This is a genomic window from Sporomusa sp. 246TCP1, assembly GCF_057319775.1.
The window spans coordinates 2,577,385-2,597,500 of sequence record NZ_CM170492.1 but is presented as its reverse complement, the minus strand read 5'-3'; the positions used below and the strand labels follow the sequence as shown (position 1 = coordinate 2,597,500).

Annotated in this window: 3 protein-coding genes and 1 rRNA gene; 3 read left to right on the top strand and 1 reads right to left on the bottom strand. The window is 44.8% G+C overall.

Features of this window, described 5'->3' with window-relative positions; all coding sequences use genetic code 11:
• Positions 1–78: 78 nt before the first annotated feature.
• A 23S ribosomal RNA gene (locus AC1ECB_RS12245) occupies positions 79–2,995 on the top strand.
• A gap of 945 nt (positions 2,996–3,940) precedes the next feature.
• On the opposite strand, the gene AC1ECB_RS12240 is transcribed toward AC1ECB_RS12245, so the two are convergent.
• On the bottom strand, positions 3,941–4,618 hold the full coding sequence (locus AC1ECB_RS12240; protein WP_485668950.1) for an MBL fold metallo-hydrolase: 678 nt from the start codon (positions 4,616–4,618) through the stop codon (positions 3,941–3,943).
• Positions 4,619–5,242: 624 nt separating this feature from the next.
• On the opposite strand from AC1ECB_RS12240, the gene fabD reads away from it, so the two are divergent.
• Both fabD and AC1ECB_RS12230 read left to right on the top strand, forming a co-directional pair.
• A complete protein-coding gene (gene fabD, locus AC1ECB_RS12235) occupies positions 5,243–7,606 on the top strand; it encodes an ACP S-malonyltransferase (RefSeq protein ID WP_485668949.1) in 2,364 nt (787 codons plus the stop codon).
• A gap of 165 nt (positions 7,607–7,771) precedes the next feature.
• Complete coding sequence (locus AC1ECB_RS12230) at positions 7,772–20,110, top strand: SDR family NAD(P)-dependent oxidoreductase (protein ID WP_485668948.1); 12,339 nt, start codon at positions 7,772–7,774, stop codon at positions 20,108–20,110.
• Positions 20,111–20,116: the final 6 nt, after the last annotated feature.

Sequence of the window (20,116 nt, the reverse complement as noted above, 5' to 3'; positions counted from 1 at the left end):
AGCACCGGAGCACAGTAGCAACAACGCAGATGGCCGTTTATAGACAGTCGACAAAGTATGTAGCAACAAGACTAAATAAGTCAAGTTACTAAGGGCATACGGCGGATGCCTAGGCGCCAAGAGCCGACGAAGGACGGGGTAAGCTCCGATATGCCAGGAAGAGCTGCAAGCAAGCTTTGACTCCTGGATTTCCGAATGGGGGAACCCGGCGGTGGTAATGCACCGTCACCTAACGTAAGTTAGGAGGGCACCCGGGGAACTGAAACATCTAAGTACCCGGAGGAAAAGTAATCAATTGAGATTCCCTAAGTAGCGGCGAGCGAACGGGGAAGAGCCCAAACCAAATCACTTCGGTGATTTGGGGTTGAGGACTGACAACAATCAAACCAGGCTTAGTCGAACTACCTGGAAAGGTAGGCCACAGAAGGTAACAGCCCTGTAAGCGAAAAGCAGAGTTTGAGGGTCAGAATCCAGAGTACCACGGGACACGAGGAACCCTGTGGGAAGCAGGGGGACCACCCTCCAAGGCAAAATACTCCTTGGCGACCGATAGCGCATAGTACCGTGAGGGAAAGGTGAAAAGCACCCCGGGAGGGGAGTGAAAGAGAACCTGAAACCGTATGTCTACAAGCAGTCGAAGACCCTTATGTGGTCAACGGCGTGCCTATTGAAGAATGAACCGGCGAGTTACAGTAACTAGCGAGGTTAAGTGGGAAACACGGAGCCGAAGCGAAAGCGAGTCTAAATAGGGCGATAGTTAGTTATTGTAGACCCGAAACCGCAGTGATCTATCCATGGCCAGGTTGAAGCGCAGGTAAAAATGCGTGGAGGACCGAACCCGTGAGCGTTGAAAAGCTTTGGGATGAGTTGTGGATAGGGGTGAAATGCCAATCGAACGCGGAGATAGCTGGTTCTCCCCGAAATAGCTTTAGGGCTAGCCTCAGGTAATGAGTATAGACGGTAGAGCACTGATAGGGCTAGGGGTCTTATAGATTACTGAACCTTGTCAAACTACGAATGGATATACTTTAACCTGGGAGTCAGACTGCGAGTGATAAGATCCGTAGTCAAAAGGGAAACAGCCCAGACTGCCAGCTAAGGTCCCCAATGCCGTGCTAAGTGGCAAAGGATGTGGAATTTCCGAAACAACCAGGATGTTGGCTTAGAAGCAGCCACCATTTAAAGAGTGCGTAATAGCTCACTGGTCGAGAGATTGTGCGCCGAAGATGTCCGGGGCTAAAGCACGGAACCGAAGCTGCAGCAGCGCTAACGCGCTGGGTAGGGGAGCGTTCTTATCGGGGTGAAGCATGACCGGAAGGACATGTGGACTGATAAGAAGTGAGAATGCCGGTATGAGTAGCGAAAAGACAAGTGAGAATCTTGTCCACCGAAAGCCTAAGGATTTCTGAGGAAGGATCGTCCGCTCAGAGTAAGTCGGGACCTAAGCCGAGGCGTAGATGCGTAGGCGATGGACAACTGGTTAAAAATCCAGTACCACCTAAAGTCGTTTGAGCGATGGAGTGACACAGTAGGGTAAATGAGCGCGAGGATGGAAATTCGCGTCTAAGCTTGTAGGGTGCAGAGCAGGCAAATCCGCTCTGCTGAAACCTGAGAAGTAATGGGTAGCTGTTAGCAATAACGGTGAATTGATTGATCCCACACTGTCAAGAAAAGCTTCTAGTGAGATAATAGGTGCCCGTACCGTAAACCGACACAGGTAGGCGGGGAGAGAATCCTAAGGTGCGCGGGAGAACCCTCGTTAAGGAACTCGGCAAAATGTCCCCGTAACTTCGGGAAAAGGGGAGCTTATATATCGTGTAGATTCGAAACGATCGAAGCGAAAATGAGTTGCAAAAAAGAGGCCCAAGCGACTGTTTACCACAAACACAGGTGCCTGCTAAAGCGAAAGCTGACGTATAGGTGCTGACACCTGCCCGGTGCCGGAAGGTTAAGAGGAGCGGTTAGAGGTAACTCGAAGCTGTGAATTGAAGCCCCGGTAAACGGCGGCCGTAACTATAACGGTCCTAAGGTAGCGAAATTCCTTGTCGGGTAAGTTCCGACCCGCACGAAAGGTGTAACGACTTGGGCACTGTCTCAACGAGGGACCCGGTGAAATTGAAATACCTGTGAAGATGCAGGTTACCCGCGACTGGACAGAAAGACCCCATGGAGCTTTACTGCAACCTGACATTGAGTTTTGGTAAATGATGTACAGGATAGGTGGGAGACTTAGAAATTAGGACGCTAGTCTTGATGGAGTCAATGTTGGGATACCACCCTTTATTTACTGGAATTCTAACTCAAGAAGTAACGACGCTGAGGACAGTGTCAGGCGGGCAGTTTGACTGGGGCGGTCGCCTCCGAAAGAGTAACGGAGGCGCCCAAAGGTTCCCTCAGCGCGGATGGAAATCGCGCGAAGAGTGTAAAGGCAGAAGGGAGCTTGACTGCAAGACAGACAAGTCGAGCAGGGACGAAAGTCGGGCTTAGTGATCCGGTGGTACCGAGTGGAAGGGCCATCGCTCAACGGATAAAAGCTACCCTGGGGATAACAGGCTAATCTCTCCCAAGAGTCCATATCGACGGGGAGGTTTGGCACCTCGATGTCGGCTCATCACATCCTGGGGCTGAAGTAGGTCCCAAGGGTTGGGCTGTTCGCCCATTAAAGTGGTACGTGAGCTGGGTTCAGAACGTCGTGAGACAGTTCGGTCCCTATCCATCGCGGGCGTAAGAGACTTGAAGGGAACTGCTCCTAGTACGAGAGGACCGGAGTGGACGAACCAATGGTGTACCAGTTATTCCGCCAGGAGTAGAGCTGGGTAGCTACGTTCGGAAAGGATAAACGCTGAAAGCATCTAAGCGTGAAACCAGCCTTAAGATGAGGTCTGTCATTCGAAAGAAGTAAGGCCCCTTGTAGATTACAAGGTAGATAGGCCAGATGTGGAAGTGGAGCAATCCATGCAGCTGACTGGTACTAATAGGCCGAGGACTTGACTTAACAACACTGCCGTGAGCAAGGAAGTTCCACGCTAACGCTTGGAACTATAAGCGACTCACACAGTTTCTAGCGTCGCTGACGCTCCTAATAATCTGGTTCGTTGCTTATCTTCTGTGAAGTTTTTAGGGAATATACTTTAATATGATGAAACGTTAGATCGAAAGTCGTAAAACGATTGTCGAATACATTTCTCGGTAGCTTATTTGGTAGAACAATCGGTTGTTAACCGATTAGTTATAGGTTTAAGTACTACTTGAGGAACCACATTAGATATTGGTAAACGCATTTGCATGAGTGAATGCGTTTTTTATTTTGGGTAAAAAGCGATGGTAGCATGTCCTAAACAGACTGCATATTAAAGTATTTGATTACTCGAAGAATTTAAGAAGGAATTTTATGGGTAGTAGAGAATATGTAATATATAATATTTCCCATTAAAGAAAAAAATTAGAAATATCACATATAACTAGCATTTTAATTTGTAATTTTTTGCCGCTTTACAGTGTTAGGGCATCATGGCCCATCTGGAAAGATTATAGAAATCTGTGAAATTGAGAAGGCGGAAAATCAATGTAGAGTAGTGACAGAATTTTTGGTGTGGATTTGAGCCATTGATTAAAAGCCTCTACCGGTAGAACCGTAAGAACTTGGTGGTGTGTGGAAAAACCCCAACATAATTACCAAACGGGAAATGCCAGACCGAAGTAACAAAACTGATACTGATGAGTGAGAATTTGACAAATTTTTTCTGAAGTTTCTACCAGCGGAGGCGCGGAGAAACAAGGAGAAAAGTCATAAATGAGAGGAATGCTCTGGGTATTATTTATACCTTAATGGTCATCGTATGCCCTATTCCTTATTTGTATTTTGTATTCACAAACACCATAGTTATAAATAATAACCCTCATTTAATGATTATTCTTAAATAGAGGGTTTGTTGTTTGTTTAATAAAAATTGAGCAAATTATTTTGATTTTTACGCATGCGAAATGTTACGAAATGTTCTAGTTGTTCAATTTGAAAATATATGTTCTTTTTGAGGAGGTAACTTAACGGATAGCCTGGTGTTTTGCCATATGAATGAGCAGGATATATCAATACTTCGGGCGGTATAGTATTCTTAATCATTTGAATACTATGAAACATCGCTTCCGGATCTCCGCCGTCCGTATTGCATGAGCCGCAGCCTTCAATAAATATTGTGTCTCCAGTAAAAAATACATAGTGCGCTAAAAGAAAACACATGCTTCCAGTAGTATGACCGGGAGTTAAAATGCAGTCTATGTTATTATTCCCCAGTTTGAACGAATCGATATGCTCAACCGAAATCAAATTATCACATTTGAAATTATAATAATCTATTTCCTGCGATGACATTAATACTTGCGGTTTATATTTTTTAACAAGTGGTTGAACAAGATTTATGTGATCAAAATGGGAATGAGTTAATAATATCATTTCTAGGTGGGCATCTAATTTTTTAAGGAAAAGCTCAATGGTTTCTAATTCCCAAGACGGATCGACAATGGCAGCAAGATGTGTATTATCATCAATAATAAGGTAACTGTAATTTTTGAAAAACAACGATTTTAAATACAAAGGATAAACTTTACAATTAGTCATGGAATTCACCCTATTTATTTATAATGTTTAGATAGTTTTCATTCAAATATAGTGAGTATAGCATTGTATTCCATTAATGTCAATCAATGCAAAACATGTAAGAGGCTGAATTATTTCGTAGTCATTGCCAGGTTGGAAGTATGATTGCGATTATTCACGATCTAACATGTTTGTTATTAGAGAGGTACCGCCATTCCCAACTTGCTGCAGTTAATTATGATTTCCATTTTGTTATTTCAGGGAATTCATACCTTACACTTTCTGTACGGTATGGATTTCATTTTTCAAATATTGACCAAGCTGAAGCTGAATATAGTAGTTATTTATCCACGTTGTCATTTTGTGCACGAAATTACCCATAATCCTGTTTATTTGACAGTCTTCTTCGGTTAAATTGTGTTACTTCAAGCTATTTCTGGGATGTAGTCACCAGAGCCAATTCACTTTCAAGAGGCAGTACAAAAAACTTGTGAAACTCATTTCAATTATATTGATTTGGGACCATTAGGGACGTTGGAAAATTTTAAAAAATGCATCCCGGATCTTTGATATTTTTGCTCTTTTGACCAGGAAATAAAAAAATTAACAAGATTAGATGAGTGTATTAACTAAGGAGGAATAATAATGATTGTTTACATTTTCCCCGGGCAAGGTTCCCAGTGTAGAGGAATGGGGGAAGCACTATTTGATGAGTTTAAAGAGTTAGTAGCAAAAGCAGACTGTATTCTAGGCTATTCAATTAAGCAGCTTTGTCTGGAAGATCCATACGGGAATTTAGGTCAAACCCAATTTACCCAACCTGCCTTATACGTTATTAATGCATTAAGTTATCTAAAAAGGGTTGCTGAAGCCGGTAAAAAGCCTGACTATGCTGCGGGGCACAGTTTAGGCGAATATAACGCGCTTTTTGCAGCAGGAGTCTTTGATTTTGAAACAGGATTAGAGCTGGTTAAAAAAAGAGGGGAGTTAATGAGCCATGCTACAAGCGGCGGAATGGCGGCAGTCATTGGTTTAGATCAGGAACAAATTGCTGCTGTGTTACAACAGAATAATCTACAGAATATAGAGATGGCTAATTTTAATTCGCCTACGCAAATAGTAATTTCAGGGTTAAAAACTGAAATTGGAAAAGCAAAGGATATTTTTGAGACGGTTAAAGATGTGGCAATGTTTATTCCTTTAAAAACGAGTGGAGCGTTTCATTCCCGGTATATGTCGGGAGCTAAAGAAGAGTTTAAAGTATTTTTGGATGACTATAAGTTTTCTGATGTAACGATTCCTGTAATTTCAAATGTTCATGCCAGACCTTATCGGTTTTCAGCTATAAAACAAAATTTGATTGATCAAATGACAAGTCCGGTTAAATGGACGGAAAGTGTTAGATATTTGATGAGCCGTGGGGAAATGGAATTTGAAGAGATTGGCCCAGGCAATGTATTAAGTGGATTGGTACGCCGTATTAAGAGGGAAGCAGAGCCACTAATAATAAAAAACGATGATATTGACGAATGTATTATGGAGAAAGAAACTCAATGTAAAGACAGCTTAGTAAGCAAAAACCAACAAATGAAAGCTAAAAGATACGCCGAGGTACAAGCAATTGATGATGCAAGAACAACCAATGGAACTCCTTTTTGCATTACCCCTACATCGTTAGGAAGTGCGCAGTTTAAAAAAGACTATAAGCTTAAATATGCATATTTAAGCGGTGGAATGTATCGAGGCGTTGCTTCCAAAGAAATAGTTGTAAAAATGGGAGAAACTGGTATGATGGGTTTCTTCGGTACAGGCGGCCTGGAATTAGCTCAAATTAAAGATGGAATTCGGTATATCCAAAAAGCGCTTGACGCTGGACAAGCTTATGGAATGAATTTAGTACATAATATCCTCGACCCTGAAAAGGAAGAAAGAATGATAGACATTTTTCTTGAATACGGAGTTAAGCATATTGAAGCAGCAGCTTTTTTAAGTATAACGCCGACTTTAGTAAAATATCGCGCCCAAGGATTAGCTCGGGATAAACAGGGCAAGGTCACCACTACCAACAAGATTATTGCAAAAGTATCCCGCCCGGAGGTGGCGGAAGCATTTTTAAGTCCAGCCCCGGAAAGGATCGTCACAAAACTTCTGACTCAAAACAAGATTACTCAAGAACAGGCTAACTTACTAAAGGAAATTCCTATGACTGATGATATTTGTGCTGAGGCGGACTCCGGAGGTCACACGGATGGCAGCGTGGCATACGCTTTGATGCCGGCGATGATAAAATTGCGAGACGAAATGATGGAAAGGTATCAGTATCGTAATCAAGTGCGTGTTGGCGCCGCTGGCGGTATTGGAACTCCTGAAGCCGCTGCAGCAGCATTTATAATGGGTGCTGACTTTATCGTTACCGGCTCCATTAACCAATGTACGGTGGAGGCTGGCACCAGTGACATAGTGAAAAATTTATTACAGCAAATGAATGTTCAGGATACTGAATATGCGCCATCTGGTGATATGTTTGAACTTGGTGCTAAAGTTCAGGTATTGAAAAAAGGACTGTTTTTTCCAGCCCGCGCAAACAAGCTATACGAATTATTTCGGCAATATAATTCACTTGACGAGATTGACGAAAAGACAAAGAAGCAGCTTCAGGACAAGTATTTTAAAAAGAGTTTTGAAGAAATCTATGAAGATGTTAAAGCCTTGTATTCTTACCAAGAAATTGAGCGAGCAGAACGTAGCCCTAAACACAAGATGGCTTTAATTTTTAGATGGTATTTTGGGTATAGTAATCGTCTTGCTTTAACAGGTAGTGACGAATCCAAATTGGATTATCAAATTTATTGTGGACCGGCGTTAGGCGCATTTAATCAATGGGTTAAGGGAACGGCGCTGGAAAACTGGAAAAATCGTCATATCGATCAAATTGGTGAAAAACTTATGACAGAGACAGCAGAATTGCTTAATCATCGCTTGCAAGGTTTTGTGTTGAGTGGAATCTAAAAGTATCAGGGGAGAAGTTTAAGGAACCCTCCTGTTCAGTGTTGACAGGGGGGATTTTCATTGATTCCGAAAAAAAGCAAAAGGATATAATTCGGATGTTTAAAGTACTCAAAATCGTTTGAGGGATAGGGAGTTTGCTATATCATTAAAAAATGGGGTGTAAACATGTTTGGTATTTTTAATGACTACGCATATGGCTATGTGTTTATTTCTGTTGTCCATGCCTGTAAGAGACATGGACTTTTTGAAAGCATGAGTTCAGTTCATGCCTGTCGTTTCACAGAGCTTGCCCAAAATCTGCAAGCCAACAGCGGACATTGTCGAGTAGCATTGCAGATGCTGGAATCTTTGAACTGGGTATCGAGAACCAGTGCAAACGAGTACCTGTTAACAGAAGAGTCTAGTATTCAGAAAAATATTCCTGAAGATATTACCGAGCTAATTAACTTTTCCATGAATGACTATTTAAATAAAAATACGACAGAATATGGACTCGGTAAATGGATGGAATTGATTAGACGGAGATGGGATATCAACAACCCGGTATTGGCAAATTTCCTCGATGGCGTATTGGTAATCCCCCTGTTTCTTGCTTTGCAAGAAACAGGATTGTTAGACGGTTCGGCCACGTCATTGCTGACCAAACTAAATTCTCCAGCTAAGGAAGAAATTACAGGTTTGTTTATAAATCAGGACTGGTTATCGCAAGATATGGGCGAATTTGTTTTTACCGATACGGGTCGGTTTCTTGTTGAGAGGATAGCTGTTTGGAGCAAGGATCTCGCAGAACTTCGGGCACTGATTCCACACATTCCCAAACTGATTTTTGGTGAGTGTAAATCCATTCTTTCATCAAACGACGATAGTTTCCGGCAGGAACAGTGGCTTTCCAACATGGAGGAGATTATTCTTTGCATATTTAATACCAGATCTTTGGCCGAACAACCTAAATATATAGTGAATATAGGGTGTGGAAACGGCACGCTTCTTAAATATATCTACGAAATTGTTAAAGCTAAGTCCGCACGCGGTAAGGTTCTCGACAAGTATCCCCTAAAAATGATCGGAGTTAGTTGGGATGAACATGCATTAGCGGAAACGGCCAATACGTTAGAAAATATTGACTACATAGTCTTAAAAGGCGATGTCGCCAATCCGCTGCAGTTGATGGCTGACTTACAGGCAGCCGGAATTCATGATCCGGACAGCATACTGCATATTCGCTATTTTCAAGACCACCGGCGTAACTTTGTACCGCCAGTTGACGGTAACATTTGGCCGAATATTTCATGGGGTGCCGCATATGTTGATGAGAACGGTGATGAAATACCAGGAGATTCAGTTCTGCAAAGCACAATGGAGCATTTTAAACGATGGACTCAGCTATTAGGCAAACATGGTCTTATTATATTTGAAAAACATTGTTTCGAACCTGAAATAGCCCGGGATTACTGGAACAGGATAGAGCATGTCCCCTGTGATGCGGTTCATCAATTTTCCCGGCATTTATCGGTGCCAGCGGACAAATTTCTGTTGACAGCGGCGGCGGCGGGTATGTTTCCCAGCGGGCATTATTTTTCTAAATACCCTGCGACGCTGCCACTTAATCAAGTGTCGATTAATCATTTGGAACAAAGAGAGTATAAGATTCGGTATGCTCGGGAAACTGATTTGCCGGTTCTTGAGCAATTAGAAAAAAAATGCTGGAATTCGGAATTGCAGAGGCCTATATCAGTTCTTGCCAAAAGAATAAAACGATATCCGGAAGGGCAGCTTGTGCTGGAATTTGGCAATCAAGTAGTAGGCGTCATCTACTCTCAGCGCATTGCTGCCCCGGAGAGTTTAAAAACCGCTTCGCTTAGAACGGTAGAAAATCTCCACCAGGCAGACGGAAAAGTAGTCCATTTATTGGCTATTAACATTTTGCCTGAAGCGCAGCATAAGAATTTGGGCAATCAACTACTGGAGTTTAGATTGCAATTATGCAGCCGGATGAATGGGATCGAAAAAGTGGTTGCTGTTACGAGATGCAAGAACTATCCTAAACACTCCGCCATTTTGCCTACAGAATATATCAAGTTTCGTAATGCCCAAGGGAGATTGGTCGACACTATATTACGGTTTCACGAACTGCATGGCGGGCGGATTATAGAATTGGTACCTGAATATCGGCCAAAAGATAAGGATAACCGGGGATATGGCGTTTTAGTGGAATATGACGTAATTAATCGGCAATGTTGCAGTCTTGAGGAGGGTGGCTCGCTTTCAGAAAAGGCGGTTGAAGGGTTCCCGACCAAGCGTAATTCTACCGAAAAATTTATTGCCGAGGTAATAAGCTCCATTTTAGGAACAGCAGCAGAAAATTTTTTCTTGGAGCGGCCGTTAATGGAAATGGGACTTGATTCAGCGGATTTACTTGAACTTAACGAGCAAATTAGTTATAAGTACCAACTAGCGCTTGAACCGACGTTTTTCTTTAAACACAATACACCGGAACAAATTATCACATATTTGCAAGAATACATTAATCAAATAAAGGATGAAACCGATGAAAAGGTAACCGGAGATAGTGATGTCTCCCAACAAAAACAATGTAATAACAGTGATAAGGAAAAACCGGCGATTGCAACAGCTAGTTTACAGTCACTGAGCGGGATAGCAGTTATAGGAACGGCTTGCCGTCTGCCGGGAAAAATTAGAAATAGTAATCAGTTATGGGATTTGCTGATAAGAGGTAAAGATGCGATTAGCACAGCTCCACCGCAAAGAATTAAATGGTCGGAAGACATCAATCCGGACAAAGAACACCGTGGAATTAACAGAGGCGGTTTTTTGGATGATGTGACCGGTTTTGACGCCGCATTTTTCCGTATATCTCCCCGAGAAGCGGAGTTAACCGATCCACAGCAGCGAATTATGCTGGAATTAAGCTGGGAATGTTTGGAGAATGCCGGATATCCGGTCAGGATGCTGGCCGGCAGCAAGACCGGAGTGTTCATTGGCGCCAGCGGGTCTGATTACAACCGCCTGCTTGACAGGCATTTGTCTGAAATTGAAGCTTATTACGGAACTGGAACATCCATGGCAGTACTGGCGAACCGGATTTCATACTTTTACGATTTCTGCGGTCCCAGTATGCAGATTGATACCGCCTGTTCCAGTTCTTTGGTGGCTGTTCACGAAGCGGTAAAATCGCTACAGATGGGAGAATGCGAACAAGCTTTGGTTGGCGGCGTCAATGTCATTTGTCATCCGGCGAACAGTATCGCCTACTACAAAGCCGGAATGCTGTCCAAAGACGGAAAATGCAAAACGTTCGACAAATCAGCCAACGGCTATGTGCGCGGCGAGGGAGCGGTGCTGCTGCTGTTGAAGCCGTTGGATCAGGCTATCCGTGACCAGGATTCAGTACTTGCCGTAATAAAGGGCACAGCAATAAATCATGGCGGACAGGCAGGCGGACTGACAGTGCCAAATCCGGGGAAACAAGCCGCTTTACTAGTGGAAGCTTATAATTCAGCGGGTTTTACGCCGGAAACGGTCGGCTATATTGAAGTACATGGCACAGGTACTTCATTAGGTGATCCCATAGAAATTAGCGGACTAAAAGAAGCATTTTCCCTGTTGGCGAAAAATGGGCTGAGCATGCAAAACCCCTCATGCGGACTTGGCTCCATTAAGACCAACATTGGCCATTTGGAAGCCGCGTCCGGTATAGCCGGCCTATTGAAAGCTATACTGTGCCTGCAGCGGCGGATGCTGCCCGCTTCGCTAAATTTTCGCGAATTAAACCCCCACATCAGTTTGGACAAAACTCCTTTTTACATCGTAAGCAAGAACCAGTCTTGGACTTTGCCGGAAAATCAGGCTTTGAGACGTGCCGGGGTGAGCAGTTTTGGATCAGGCGGGACTAATGTGCATGCGGTTCTGGAAGAGGCGCCCCCTATTACCAGACTTCCAATAAAGAAAAGTCCTTATTACTTGATTTGCTTATCAGGTAAAACCGAAGACGTTTTACGGCAAAAGGAGCAAGACATGGCGCACTGGCTTGAAGGGGAAGGACAGAATTATAATTTAGCTGATATTAGCGCTACTCTGATGTTAGGTAGGGAACATTTCGATGTTAGAGCGGCTTATGTAGTCGAAGATATTTCGGAATTTCTGGAAAAACTCAAAGTTATTTCGGAAAAAGGGCGGAGTGAGGGCTGTTTTTATGGTAATAGTGTCAAGCAAGAAAAACAGATTCAGCCGGTTTTTGCCGAAATGGGACAGACCATTCTTAAAGATATGAGTGTTGACCAGAATGTAAGTAATCAGGAATATCGTAATAAGCTATTGGCTTTAGCGGATTTGTATACTCAAGGTTATGATCTAAATTTGGATTTATTATGTGGGCATGAGCGGAGAATTCGCGTCAAGTTGCCCACATATCCCTTTTTCAGGGAGCATTATTGGCTACCTAAGACCAGCGGCAACGTCGGCGGGGGAATACTGAGTCAGGAGACGACAAAGATAATTCACCCTTTATTGCATGAGAATACATCCAATGTCACAGAGTTACGTTTTAGTTCGATTTTTACGGGACAGGAAACTTTCTTGGCTGACCATATGATAAATGGGCAAAAGATACTGCCTGCGGTGGTACATTTGGAAATGGCGCGGGCGGCGGTAGCGCAATTGGCAGGACTAGGGAGCAGTGACCGGAATATTATCTGTCTCAAAAATATAGTTTGGATCAGACCTGTTAGTTCGGGGGCGTGGCCTATCCGGTTACATATTGGACTATGTCCCGAGGTCAGCGGCCAATTTACTTATGAAATTTACAGTCAGCAGCGGGATAATGATTCCGAATATGTTGTTTACAGCCAAGGCAGTGCTATGTTAAGTCCGAAGGCAGCGCTGCTTTGCTTGGATTTGGCAGCTATTCAGGCTGAGTGCCAAAACAGTATCAGTTCCCATCAATGTTATGAGGCTTTTCGGGCTATGGGCCTTGAGTATGGTCCCGGGCATCAGGGAATTGAAAAAGTGTTTATTGGCTCGAAACAAATTTTGGCGAGGCTGGCTATGCCAACTGCCGTTGCGAAGATGAAAGAACATTTCGTAATACATCCAAGTATTGTAGATGCGGCTTTACAGGCTGCGTTACTGATTAATTCCGGGGAAAGCAGACTAGCGCTGCCTTTTGCTATGCAAGAGCTTGAAGTCTTCGACAACTGCCTGTCAGTACAGTGGGCATACATTCGTTACAAATCCAGCAGCGAAACAAGTGGTAAAATGCCAAAGTTTGATATAGATTTATGCGATGATCAAGGTGTGATTCGGCTTCGGATGAGGGGATACACAACGAGAGTTATGGAAGAAGCGAGAAACACTACAGAATCTTCAGCAGCAAATGGCACGTTAACCCTTTATCCATGCTGGAAAGAAAAAGCAATTCTTTCGGGCATTGATCCAATCGTCTATGACCAGCGTTTGGCAATTTTCTGCGAGGTGGATGGTGTTTGCCAAAACAGCACTGAAATCTCGAAAAAAGGCGTGCACTGTGTTACGTTGCAGATGTCACGGCGGCAAAATATAGCTGAACGGTTTCAGGATTACACAGCTCAGATTTTTGGCGAGATACAAAAAATTCTCAAAGAAAAATCTTTGGGTAGAGTTCTGGTACAAATTGTAGTACCAATTAACGATGAGCGACAACTCTTTGCCGGATTTTCTGGGCTGATAAAGACTGCACATTTGGAGAACCCGCAATTAGTCGGGCAACTAATTGAATTAGACATTATGGAGGGAATTATCGAAATACTGAAAACCAACAGCAGTTTTCCCCAGGACAGCCGGATTCGCTATCAGGACGGAAAACGATGGGTAGCTGGCTGGGATGAAACGGAGGCTTTTCTGGAAGCAACAAAAATCCCCTGGAAAAATCAGGGGATCTATTTGATTACTGGCGGTACTGGCGGTTTAGGTTTTATTTTGGCTAAAGAAATTGCTGGCAGAATTAAAGATGCGACGGTGTTTCTTATCGGTCGCTCGGAACTTAGTGAGGCTCAGCAAGAGAAGATAAGGGAATTGAAAACACTTGGTGCAAGGGTTATATACAAGCAAGTTGATGTAGTTGATGCCCAGGCTGTCGCCGCGTTATTCCGTAATATTCAAGATGCTTTCGGGAGAATTGACGGCATTATTCATTGCGCAGGAATAATACGGGATAATTACATTCTCAAGAAGACTAAGGATGAGTTAGGAGATGTTATAGCACCTAAGGTTTCAGGATTGGTAAACCTTGATGAGGCAAGTAAAAAATTTCAACTTGATTTTTTTCTGCTTTTTTCCTCGATAGCGGGAAGTTTCGGGAATGTTGGGCAGGCTGACTATTCTGCCGCAAACAGCTTTATGGACGCATATGCTAAGTACCGGAACTCTTTAGCAGCAGCGGGACAGCGGTATGGACAAACATTGTCAATCAATTGGCCGCTGTGGCAAGAAGGCGGCATGCAAGTTGCCAAGGAAACAAAAGAGATGATGCTGCAGGAAACGGGTATGGCGGCTCTGCCGACCGAAACCGGTATCTTGGCTTTGTACCAAGCTTTGGCGTCAGGTCAGGATCAAATGATGGTGCTAAAGGGAAATACCACCCGATTGAAGCAGAAACTGTTGTCGCCAGTGGCATTTATCGATATGCAAGAGAGAAAAGGTGGTAATTTGGCCGGTTTGGCTGTTATAGGAAACGAATGCAGTGGACTTACGGAAAAAATACAATTATTTTTAACGGGAAAGGTCGCCAGATCGCTTAATGTTAATATGGAAGATATTGACGCTGACAGTATATTGATAGAGTATGGATTTGATCAGATTATGTTGAATGATCTGATTAATGCGATCAACCAGGAGTACAAACTGGAATTGACTCCGACCCTGTTTTATGAACAACCAACTATTCACAAAATTACCGCATATCTGCTTACTGTGTGTAAGAGTGCTGTTTTGGAGCGGTTGGGGCAGTCGTTGCCAGAGATTGGAGAAAGGTACTCAATGTCGGCGAGAACAGAAGAAAAGACATTACCTAGTTTAAATCAGGATTTTCTTAAGGGAAAAACGACAACTTATCTAAAAAAATTGCTGTCAACTGTTCTCAAGCTGCCGTTAAGTCGGCTTGAAGCAAGTGATCCGTTTGAGAAATACGGAATAGATTCAATCATGACCATGCAATTGACTAACCAACTGGAAAAGGTGTTTGGCTCACTGCCGAAAACGTTGTTTTTTGAATACCATAACATTCAGGAACTAGCCGGGTATTTTCTTGAACTGCACCACAACCAGCTAGTAGAATTGGCGGGCATTCAGGAAACGGCGGCAACAGGAGGAAATCCCGCCGATGCCAGGAATACGGCTGAACCTGTAATATTGCAAGGCAGAGAGTGGCGCTCACATTTTTCCCCTCTTACTTCCAGGTTACGGATTGCGACGGAAACTTCAGATATTGCAATTATCGGCATAGCCGGACGCTATCCGGGTGCGAAAAATATTTACGAATTTTGGAAAAATTTACGGGAAGGCAGGAACTGTATTACCGAGATTCCCAGAGAGCGTTGGGACCACAGCCTATATTTTGACGAAGACAGGACTAAACCGGGAAAAACCTATAGTAAATGGGGCGGCTTTTTACAAGACGTGGATTTATTTGATCCGCTGTTTTTCAATATTTCGCCCCGTGAAGCGGAAATCATGGATCCTCAGGAGCGCTTGTTTTTGGAATGCGTCTATGAAACTTTGGAGGATGCTGGTTACACCAGGGAAAATCTTGCCGCTTGCAAGGGAACTGGGTTGGAGGGAAATGTCGGAGTTTATGTGGGAGTAATGTACGAAGAATACCAGTTATATGGTGCCCAGCGGACAATCCAGGGGCAGACGGCGGCTGTCTGGGGGATTCCGGCTTCAATAGCCAATCGGGTGTCATATTTTTGCAATTTGCATGGTCCCAGCATGGCGGTGGATACCATGTGCTCTTCCTCGTTGACGGCAATTCATCTGGCGCGTCAGAGTTTGCTGCGGGGCGATTGCGAAATGGCAATTGCCGGAGGCGTCAATGTTTCAATTCATCCTAATAAATACCTGTTTCTTGGACAGGGCAAGTTTGTCTCTAGCAAGGGGCGATGCGAAAGTTTTGGCCTAGGAGGCGACGGTTATGTGCCGGGAGAAGGGGTCGGTGCGGTATTACTGAAACCGCTCGCCAAGGCTGTTGCCGACAGGGATCACATTTACGGTATTATCAAAGCAACCGCAATCAATCATGGCGGAAAAACCAACGGATACACGGTGCCTAATCCCAACGCCCAGGCCGGCGTTATAAGAAAGGCTTTTTTGGAAGCCGGTATAGATCCAAAGACTGTCAGCTATATCGAGGCACACGGCACCGGGACGGTGCTAGGGGATCCAATCGAAATAGCAGGGTTGCAGAAGGTTTTCCAGGAATATACAACAGACAAACAGTTTTGCGCCATCGGCTCAGTCAAATCGAACATTGGGCATTGCGAGAGCGCGGCAGGTATTGCCGGCGTGACAAAAGTGCTGATGCAGCTTAAACATCGCCAGATAGCGCCGTCGTTGCACTCCCGGGCACTTAACCCCAACATTGATTTCAGCAATACCCCGTTTGTGGTTCAACAAGAACTTGCCGAATGGAAACGCCCGATAATCGAGGTCGACGGTCAAATCAGGGAATGTCCGCGGCTTGCCGGCATATCTGCTTTTGGCGCCGGCGGCGCGAATGCCCACATAGTGCTGGAAGAATACATACCTAAAGATCAGGTGCAGCCGTCAATAACAATTACCGCCGACAGTCCGGCAATAGTTGTATTATCGGCAAAAAGCGAACAACAGCTTAAAACGCAGGTGCAACAACTGCTGTCTGCAGTTGTTGCGTGGCACGCTGACAGCTTGGCAGATCTGGCCTATACCCTGCAGGTGGGGCGCGAGGCTATGGAAGAACGTCTGGGGCTGATAGTAGGCTCAATTACCGAACTTGAAGAAAAACTGGCCGATTTTTTAGCCGGGCGGGATGATGTTGAAGACTTATACCGGGGGCAAGTCAAACGCAATAAGGAGACCATGGCTGTTTTTGCCGCTGATGATGACATGGCGAATACAATCGTTGCGTGGGTAACCAAAGGGAAATTTGCTAAACTTGTCGATCTTTGGACCAAAGGTTTGGTATTTGACTGGAATCAACTGTATGGGCAGACAAAGCCCCGCCGGATTAGTCTGCCAACATATCCTTTTGCCAGGGAACGCTACTGGGTGCCTGAAGTCAGCCAAGAGGATAATGCGATGGAAGTTTCCACTCAGAATGACAGAGTCTGCTTAGTACCAAGGGAAAGATGGTTGCTGAAAAAACAGTGGGAACTGTGTTCGGCTGCGTCCACGCAGCACTTCAACCGTACTATCGCTATTCTTACAACAGCGGAAACGTACCAATTAGCTATCGAGCTTTCACGTTATTTTCCCGAGAATGAAATTTTGGCGATGGATGACTGCCGGGTATCTGTTCAGGCCGAGAATTGGAAAAAATATGATGGCTGTGTGGATATTACCGGCTGCGGCAAAAAAAGGAGCGAGTGGCCCGATTTGCTCATCTGGTTGCAGGGATTGGTTGAGTATGGACACCGGGAGGGCTTGCTGCTGCTTGGTGCGACCCAAGGGTTGGAGTCGCACCAAACGACGGACGTTAATTTGTCTGGTGCTTGCCGCGCCGGATTGTACCGTATGCTGCAAAGCGAATACAGTCACCTGCGGTCTCGTCATGTCGATTTGGCTCCGGATATGGATGTGGCAGCGGTGGCAAAACAGATTGCCGCAGAGTTTTACGTAGACAGTGAGGATGGGGAAGTTTGCTATCACAACGGGGCTCGTTACCGGGCTCATCTTAAAGCTGAACCGGTGGTGGAGCAGGTAAAATCGGAATTGGTGTTTTCTGCAGATCAAGTGCTCCTGATCACTGGCGGAACCCGCGGCATCGGCTATTTGTGCGCCAAACATTTTGTATTGCATTACGGGGTCAAACTTCTGGTACTTACCGGACGGGAGGCATTGCCGCCACGGGAACAGTGGGATTGCTTTCAGGGTCAGGATTCTTCCGCCGCGCAGAAGATTCAGGCAATAAAAGCTTTGGAAGCACTGGGGGCGAAGGTCCAGGTCCTATCGGTTCAGTTGACGGATGAACAAGCTGTGCAAAATAGTATAGAAAAGATAAGGAGAACGCTGGGGCTGATAGGAGGGATTATTCATTGCGCGGGAATTGGTGATTTTGAAAGTCCGGCGTTTATCCGTAAATCCCCTGCAAAAATTCAGCAGGTGTTGAGTCCTAAAGTTAACGGACTTGAAATCCTTTATCAAAGTGTTAAAAGTGAGCCATTAAAGTTTTTTGTGTTATTTTCTTCAGTTTCGGCGATTATTCCCACCTTGGCTGCGGGACAAAGCGATTACGCCATGGCCAACGCGTATATGGATTATTTTGCGACTGCCAACATTGCAGGCAATTGTCCGGTTATCAGTATTCAATGGCCCAGTTGGAAAGACACCGGTATGGGTGAAATTAAAAGCAAAGCTTATAAACTGACTGGTCTATTGAGCATGGCAGATGAAGAAGGCTTGCAATTGCTGGATCATATCCTTGCCCGCAACATAGGTCCGGTTGTAATGCCTGCCGTCGTTAACCCAGACTTGTGGCAACCGCAGCAACTGATGCAGCGCAGAATTGCCGGAAGCGTTGCATTGGATGGTTTGTCCCGGAATTTCAATATGCCGGATTCTCCGCCAAGTCCGGATAGTCTTATACAAGCCACGCAAGCCTGGTTGAGTTCATTATTTGCCCGGGAATTAAAAATAGATCCGGTAAAGTTTGACATAGATATTCCATTTCAAGATTATGGCATAGATTCGGTTTTATTGGTTCAATTATCGCGGCAAATTAACGCACTGTTGGACCAGGACATAGATCCCTCGCTTATGTTGGAATATTCCACAATCGAGTCGCTGGCAGCACGGCTGACAGGCAATTATGCCGCCGCTTTGGCTAAAAAGTTGGTGCCGGCAACATATAACCGGCCTGTTGCGCCAATTATCCAGGCGACAGAGTTGACCAAGAAAACTTATCAAGCGGCTAATCATTCGGACATTGCCATTGTGGGGCTGTCCTGCCGCTTTCCCGGGGCGGATTCATTGGATGGGTATTGGGAGATGTTGTTAGAAGGCCGGTCGGCTATACGGCTTGTGCCGGAGGAACGATGGGGTTATGCGACATCATTTTATGCGGGTTTATTAGACGATATTAGCCATTTCGATCCCGCTTTTTTTCTGATTCCCGAAGAAGATGCGCGGGCGATGGACCCGCAGGCTTTGGTGGTATTGGAAGAAAGTCTTAAACTATGGCATCATACGGGATATTACCCGCAGGAAATCAAGGGTAAACCAGTCGGAGTATACCTTGGTGCCCGCAGCCAGCACCGGCCGGACGAAGTCAGGCTTCGCCAGGCGCGAAATCCCATTATCTCAGTTGGTCAGAACTACCTAGCTGCCAATATATCGCAATTTTTTGATTTACGTGGTCCCAGCGTGGTGGTGGATACGGCCTGTTCTTCGGCCCTAACGGCGATGAATATGGCGATTCAGGCATTGCGGGGCGAGGAGATTGATTCAGCGCTTGTCGGAGGAGTAAGTTTGTTGACTACGGACGCGGCGCACCGGATATTTGAACAACGAAAAATATTAAATAAAGGTTTGGATTTCCATGTTTTTGATCAACGGGCGGGGGGAGTAGTACCGGGAGAAGGCGTGGGGCTGGTTTTATTAAAGACAGTGGAGCAAGCCCTTAAGGACGGAGATCACATTTACGCTGTGATTAAAGCGGCGGCCATCAATAACGACGGGCGGACTGCGGGTCCGGCGACTCCTAACCTTCAGGCGCAAAAAGCGGTAATGCAGGCTGCATTGGCGAGAAGCGGCAAAAGATCGGAAGAAATCAGCTATATTGAAACTAATGGATCAGGATCTGAGGTTACTGATTTGATTGAACTGAAAGCCATCCAGGCTGTTTACCGATCTGACAGTTCGGTTGCTTTAGGGTTGGGTTCGATTAAGCCTAATATCGGACATCCGTTGTGTGCTGAGGGGATGGCAAGTTTAATTAAAGTTGCATTAATGCTGCATTACCGGCAATTTACTCCTTTTATTTCTGGACAGCAGGCGATGACCCATTATGATATTGTAGCATCGCCTTTTTCCTTCTGCCGAAAAGCAATCGCCTGGTCGGAAACCCCATTAGGGGCGGCCATTAACTGTTTTGCTGACGGTGGGACCAATGCTCATGTAATTTTGGAAGCCTGGAGAGACGCAACTCTGCGGCAGGTAGCACGGCAGCCGCTACCGTTTCCGGAATTGAAGCGAAAGACTATTTATAATATTCCGCAGGTTATTTCTCGGAAAATGGTATGGGAATCATTCAATTAGGAGATT

Bases quoted from the DNA above. Each gene is read 5' to 3' on its own strand.
- AC1ECB_RS12240 (WP_485668950.1), bottom strand. From the start codon at position 4,618: ATGACTAATTGTAAAGTTTATCCTTTGTATTTAAAATCGTTGTTTTTC.
- fabD (WP_485668949.1), top strand. From the start codon at position 5,243: ATGATTGTTTACATTTTCCCCGGGCAAGGTTCCCAGTGTAGAGGAATG.
- AC1ECB_RS12230 (WP_485668948.1), top strand. From the start codon at position 7,772: ATGTTTGGTATTTTTAATGACTACGCATATGGCTATGTGTTTATTTCT.